5 protein-coding genes are annotated in these 6,492 nt (G+C 39.2%); 3 read left to right on the top strand and 2 right to left on the bottom strand.

Annotated elements, in window-relative coordinates; all coding sequences use genetic code 11:
* Positions 1-66: 66 nt before the first annotated feature.
* Positions 67-963 (bottom strand): Fe(3+) dicitrate ABC transporter substrate-binding protein, encoded by an 897-nt coding sequence (locus V6256_RS14570; protein ID WP_341599000.1) that lies wholly within the window; start codon positions 961-963, stop codon positions 67-69.
* A 2-nt stretch (positions 964-965) separates the two neighbouring features.
* The gene (locus V6256_RS14565) at positions 966-3,080 is read right to left on the bottom strand and encodes a TonB-dependent siderophore receptor (protein ID WP_341598999.1); all 2,115 of its coding nucleotides are present in this window, start codon (positions 3,078-3,080) and stop codon (positions 966-968) included.
* Positions 3,081-3,385: 305 nt separating this feature from the next.
* Between V6256_RS14565 and V6256_RS14560 the strand changes: the two genes are divergently transcribed.
* From V6256_RS14560 to fecE, 3 genes are read left to right on the top strand one after another with little or no spacing between them, the layout of a single operon-like run.
* A complete protein-coding gene (locus tag V6256_RS14560) occupies positions 3,386-4,387 on the top strand; it encodes a FecCD family ABC transporter permease (protein ID WP_341598997.1) in 1,002 nt (333 codons plus the stop codon).
* Complete coding sequence (locus V6256_RS14555) at positions 4,384-5,352, top strand: FecCD family ABC transporter permease (RefSeq protein ID WP_341598995.1); 969 nt, start codon at positions 4,384-4,386, stop codon at positions 5,350-5,352. Before V6256_RS14560 ends, V6256_RS14555 begins: the two co-directional genes overlap by 4 nt.
* A complete protein-coding gene (gene fecE, locus V6256_RS14550; RefSeq protein WP_341598993.1) occupies positions 5,352-6,116 on the top strand; it encodes a Fe(3+) dicitrate ABC transporter ATP-binding protein FecE in 765 nt (254 codons plus the stop codon). Before V6256_RS14555 ends, fecE begins: the two co-directional genes overlap by 1 nt.
* Positions 6,117-6,492 lie beyond the last annotated feature (376 nt).

Genomic DNA, 6,492 nt, shown 5'->3' with positions numbered 1-6,492 from the left:
AAAACGAAATAAAATCAATCTAATCTTGATTGACAAAGAGTGACCATATATGTCCAGTCTTTATTTTTAATTATTTAAGACTTCATCCAATTCTTTGGCAATCCCTTCTGCGGCTAGCATGCCACGATTTAAAGACCAAAGTGCTGAAGACACCTGCACCACTTGTCCTGTTTTACTTATTTTAAGTAATTTAAATAACGGATTATTTTCCCAGCTTTCTAATACAGTAACTGGCTTGCTCCTAACATAAAACAACCAATCGGGGTTAACTTTTAACAATACCTCTAAGTTAGCTTGTATTAAGTGATTATCCTGTAAATCAGGTAATGCTGATTTCAAACCAAGGTAACTAAATAGACTACCAGTAAAAGACAGTGGTCCATGCATCCACATGCCACGTTCATTAACCGTAGTAAATTGAATCGTTTCTTCGCTCTTGAAACGTTCACGATAGCTATCCATTAACTGTTTATGTTGGCTAATACGCGCTAACATTTCTGACTCTTTACCTACCGCTTTACCAATCACTTTAGCAGCTTCTAAAGCATCAAGATAACTTTCTCCACGGCTTTTCAATAACATGGTGGGTGCTACTTGGGAAAGGTCCTGATAACTAACACGGTGGCGATAAATATCACCAATAATCAAATCAGGTTTAAGGCGTGCAATCACTTCTAGGCTAGGCTGAGAGCGCATACCGACCGAAGTCCATGGGTCAAGTAACTCACGTACAGCAGGAATGATTCTTTGCGGATCTAAATCATCTGCAACACCAATCGGTGAAATACCAATTGAAGCAAGTGCATCAATAAATGAATACTCTAATACCACAATACGTTTAGGCGCTTGTGGCAAAGTTAAAGTCCCCAGCTCATGCTCTACTTCAATACTTGCCTGTACTGACAATGCAGTACAAAGCAGTATTAAAGCACCCAAAAGGCGCTGATAAATAAACTTAAACACGATTAGAATTTACCTGATAAACTGAAAGTAATATTACGTGGATCACCGGCGTAAATACTCGAGTCTCCAGAGCCACCCGTGTAGTACAACTTATCAAATACATTTTCAACATTCAAAGAAGCACGGTAATCATTGATTTCATAATGAACCCCTAAATCAACATTCATATAACCAGATAGTTTAACACGATCAGTTGAGTCTTCGTCGGTGTAGCGGGCGCTTTCATAGTTAGCACCAAATGTTGTACCTACAATGCCGTCTGCAATTTTATAAGGGAAGTTATATTTAGTCCAAACATAAGCATCATGTAAAGCGCTGCCAGGTGTTCGATTACCTTCAATATTTTCATCTGGATTATCAGTGATACGCGCATCAACATAAGCATAACCTAGTTTTATTTGCCAGTTTTCTACAGGTAACATAAGTAATTCGACTTCTACGCCCGTGCTTTTAACTTCACCTAACAACTCGTCTTCACCGGTGGTTTCATTCTCTTCTACTACATTATCTTTTTTGATATCAAAATAAGCGATAGATAAGTTTGCTTTGTTATTAAATAAATCTGTTTTCATGCCTACTTCATATTGACGCCCTCTTTCTGGCTCAAAATTATCACCGTTAACATCTGTATCTTCAATGCTATTTGGATTGAAGCTTTCACCGTAGCTTACGTATAATGATGTCGCATCTGATAAGTGATAAACCACACCACCTTGAGAAACAAAAGCATCACTTGAACTAGATGCAGTTGCGCCAGTATCTCTACGTTCAAAATCAATATCTTGACGTGTATAACGTACACCACCCATTAATGTCCAAGTTTCATTTAAATAGATCGTATCTTGTAGGTAAGCCGCGTAGTTCATGTAGTCTGTAACACGGTGGTTTAAGCTGTAAGCGTCTTCATCACGCTCAGTTAGATCTTCTGGGACGTAAAAATCAATATCTGTTGTTGCATAAGTTTCACGTTTAAAGTCGCTTCTTTCAAAGCCTACATTGATGCCAGCCAATACTTGATGTTCTACATCTCCAGCCCATAAGCTGCCTGTCGTTCTTACATCAACAGTATGATATTGACGTTTATTTTCATTATGACGGTCTCGTACTGATACCGTATCAGTGTCGTTATTTACATCTCTTGATTCATATGTTGTGTATGAGTCTTCATGCCAAACACTTCGCCAATCGACTGTGATATCAAATTCATCTGTTACCATAGTATTGTAGCTTGCAAAGGCCACAACCCCTTCATCTTTATCGTCATCATCAGCGGATTGGTAATGTGTATCGATTGATGCGATTTGGTTAATATCATAATCTAATACAGCTAAACCGTCATCACTAACACGATTTTCAGATTGAAACTCTAAACCGAACGTCACTTCTGTTTCTGTATCAGGACGATAAGTTAGCGTTGGAAATAAGTAATAGTTTTGCGCATCTACATCTTGGCGATATGAGTTAGTATCTTCTGCACTGAGAATCAAACGATATAACCATTTTTTGTCTTCAGTTAACGGCCCAGTTGCATCAATCGTTCCGGTAAAGCTATTATCTTCAGCAAAATCACTGACGCCTGTGTTGTAGCTATTACCAGAAATATCATAACGAACGGCAGCTTCTTCTTGCGGCTTTTTAGTGATGATATTCATTAAGCCACCTGGCTGCACTTGGCCATAAGTTATAGAGGCGGGCCCTTTTAAAATTTCTACTTTTTCAACATTGGCGGTGGTTGGTGAACCAAAACGTGATGCTAAACCTGGTAAGCCATTCACTTGAATATTGCTAAGTTCAGTATCTATCCCACGTAAACTAAAGCTATCGGCATTTGTACCTGATTGGCTCAATCCTGTTGTATAACCATATGCATCTGATAAAGATTCCGCACGGATATCCTGTAAAAACTGCTGGTTAATCACATTTACCGTCAACGGTGTATCTTTAGGATCTACATTACTCTTAGTAGCAGTGCTTACTTCTGGGTTTAAATAAGAGTTTTGTTTACCTACAATCACTAATGTGTCGAGTTCTGTAGCGGTTTCTTCGGCAGATACGTAAGAGGTTAACCCCAACATTAGGATGAGACTGTGCGTCACAGGGTTGATAGCAAATTTCATGGTAGATTGCTCATTTTGTAGTTTAATTGGTAGAAAATCCGTTTAAGGCCTTCCGCATACAATTTCGTGATTCAATTCACTCATTCCAGTGGTGTTTGGACCCATATGCGAATAGTATTGATAATCCATATCATTAACAAGAGCAAAAAGTCTTTTTGACTAAGTTAATCCTTTTATTTGATATTGATTGTTATTACTTTTTAAAATAGAATCTTCGACATCTAACAGGTGATATGACTTTTGTTGTAGGGCCTAAGCGAATAAACAAGGTAGCTTCTTCCTTCACTTAGGTATTTCAAAATATTATGCCCCTCTCTATTCGATATATTTTGCTCTTTGTTTGCGCATTCATTCTGCTCATATTTAGCTTTTCTTACTCTCTCATTGCTTGGTCTAGCTTTCCGCTTGACTTATCACATATCTCAGCTTACTTATTTAATTTCGATAGTCAGAGCATTGAGCAGCAAATATTAGCAACCACGCGTATCCCGAGATTATTAGTAGCAATATTAATTGGTACAAATTTAGCGGTAGCTGGAGTATTGATGCAGGGCTTAACCCGTAATCCACTTGCTTCACCTTCTATATTAGGCATTAACTCTGGCGCGGCTTGCTTTATGGCCCTAGCAAGTATTGGTGTGAATGTTTTAGGTGAAGTATCGAGTTTAGTATCGGCATCGGTTGGCGGTTTAATTAGTGGTGCGTTAGTGATTTTTCTAGGCGGCTTTTTCTCAGCTCGGAGTAACCCATTAAAATTAATTTTGGCGGGGATCGCGATTAATGCTTTATTAATTGGAATCACTCGTGCAGCAATTATCTTAGCCGATGATAGAGCTTATAGCGTGATCACTTGGTTATCAGGTTCTTTAGCCAGTATGGATTGGCAACAATGGCAGCAGTTATGGCCAACCAGTCTAATTGGCTTAGCTATTGCTATCTATGTCGCTAAAAACCTCAATCTACTCGCACTAGGCAATGAAGTCGCCACCAGCTTAGGTATTAATATCTCCTTTACTCGTTTTTTATCTTGTATGGCAATAATTTTATTAACCGCTTCTAGCGTTGCGGTAGTTGGACCAATCGGCTTTGTTGGTTTAATCGTCCCGCATATTGCAAGGGGATTAGTGAGCAACAACTACCTTTTATTACTGCCTATTAGTGCATTATTAGGTAGTTGTTTAATTGTTTGGGCAGATGCCTTATCACGTGGTATTGCCTTTCCCGCTGAAACGCCAGTGGGTGTGATCACTGCATTAATTGGCGCACCTTTTTTTGTATTCCTCAGTATTAGGAATAAAGCCCTATGAGCCGTTTAAAACTAACTTCACTGTTGCTTATTTTATTACTGATTAGTGTTGGTAGTTTGTTTATTGGTGCTTCAACACTTTCTGGACAACAGATCATCGATACCTTACTACATAGTGGCGAATACGATTTTATCGTTAATCAATACCGTTTACCTAGATTGTTATTAGCGATTGGTGTTGGTGCAGGCTTAGGTTTATCTGGTTCTCTGATTCAAGGTGTTATTCGTAACCCTTTAGCTTCCCCTGATTTAATGGGAATTAGTGCAGGTGCAGGATTAGCCGCTACCTCCTTATTAGTCTTTTATGCTGCGGCACCGGTTTATCTATTATTATTAACCGCTTTATCAGGTGGCTTAATCGCCGCAACAATTATTTTATTTATTGCCTATAAAACTAAACCAACGCCAATCAGGCTGGCTTTAATCGGTATTGCTATTAGTACCTTCTTATCTAGCGGCATCGATTTTTTAATTATCGTTAACCCTGTTGAAATGAATACTGCGATGGTTTGGTTAACGGGTAGTTTATGGGGAAGAAACTGGACGCAAGTACCTATTATTTGGGCGACACTTGCCGTTGTTCTGCCTTTTGCCTTCTGGTTAGCATGGCGATTAGATGTCATGGGACTCGGTGAAGACTGTGCAACGTCCTTAGGCATTCGCCCCTCTAGGTTACAATTAATTGCATTATTAACGGCTGTGATCTTAGCCAGTATTAGTGTTGCAGTAGCAGGAACGATTGCTTTTATTGGATTATTGGCTCCTCATCTTGCACGTATGCTGTTCGGTCATGATCATAAATACCTGATCCCTGCTTCGGCTTTATTAGGGGCTTTGATGTTGATTATTGCAGATACATTAGCAAGAGGCTTACAGCCGCCACTGGAATTACCCGCAGGTGTATTAACCTCATTAATTGGCGCTCCCTACTTCATCTTTTTACTACAACGTTATAAGGCTTGGTAATGATATCAACGGAAAATCTTACAGTATCCTATGGCGACAAAACCATTATCAAAGATCTTAATTTAACCTTGCCCAAGGGTAAAATTACCGCCTTAATCGGTCCTAATGGCTGTGGTAAATCTACGCTTTTAAAAGCATTAGCGCGTATTAATAAGGCCAATGCAGGACAAGTGTTACTTAACAACCAACCTTTACAAACCTTTGCTGATAAAGAATTAGCACAACAGCTATCTTTATTACCACAAATACTCACCACACCTGAAGGCGTAACCGTGCAACGCTTAGTAGAATATGGCCGCTCTCCTTATATTTCTCATTGGGGTAAGTTAAACAACCAAGATAAGCAGATCGTTAATCAAGCGATGCTCGAAACAAAAGTCAGTGAATTTGCAACACAAACTGCAAGTTCCCTTTCAGGTGGTCAAAGACAGCGAGCTTGGATTGCCATGATACTCGCACAAAATACCGAAGTGGTGATGTTAGATGAACCTACCACTTATTTGGATTTGTCACATCAAATTGAGTTGATGAAGTTAATGCAGGCGATGAAAGCCAAAGGCAAAACCGTGATTGTTGTCCTGCACGACCTTAACCAAGCTTGCCGTTACTGTGAGCATCTAGTGGTCATGAAGCAAGGAGAAGTCATTGCAGAGGGCGAACCAGAAGCGATATTTACAGAGCAATTATTACAGGATGTATTTTCTCTCTCGGCAAAAGTGGTTCCAGACCCTGTAGCCAATACGCCTATGTGCATTGCTTATTAGACAATAAAAACGAAAAATGGCGTACAAAAGATAACGGACACCCATTAATTAAAGACTATAAAATCAATTAATTACAACTTAAAGTCGATAGATGTCCAGTCTTTTGATTGAAAGCTATAAAATCAATCAATTACAACTTAAAGTCGATGGCTAACCAGTCTTTATTCTTTCATTGTGTTTCGCGTCGCGAAGTTTACACTATTAAAGCTCCGCGTTGTTGCGCGGTTTATTAGACGTTTTGTATTTTAAGGACTTATATAATGGCAGCAGGTGGACCCGGAGATCACCCCTTAACAGATATTTTTAACGTAAGCGTCTAGTAAACCACACCTATTTTTTGAAATTCCATGGTAACAGGCGGTCGATATCAGGGGAA

Source organism: Psychromonas aquatilis, assembly GCF_038155185.1.
In the GTDB taxonomy this organism is placed as follows: Bacteria; Pseudomonadota; Gammaproteobacteria; order Enterobacterales; family Psychromonadaceae; genus Psychromonas; species Psychromonas aquatilis.
The sequence above is the reverse complement of the archived record's forward strand: the minus strand, read 5'-3'. Positions and strand labels throughout refer to the sequence as shown.

Bases quoted from the DNA above. Each gene is read 5' to 3' on its own strand.
- V6256_RS14565 (WP_341598999.1), bottom strand. From the start codon at position 3,080: ATGAAATTTGCTATCAACCCTGTGACGCACAGTCTCATCCTAATGTTG.
- V6256_RS14560 (WP_341598997.1), top strand. From the start codon at position 3,386: ATGCCCCTCTCTATTCGATATATTTTGCTCTTTGTTTGCGCATTCATT.
- V6256_RS14555 (WP_341598995.1), top strand. From the start codon at position 4,384: ATGAGCCGTTTAAAACTAACTTCACTGTTGCTTATTTTATTACTGATT.
- fecE (WP_341598993.1), top strand. From the start codon at position 5,352: ATGATATCAACGGAAAATCTTACAGTATCCTATGGCGACAAAACCATT.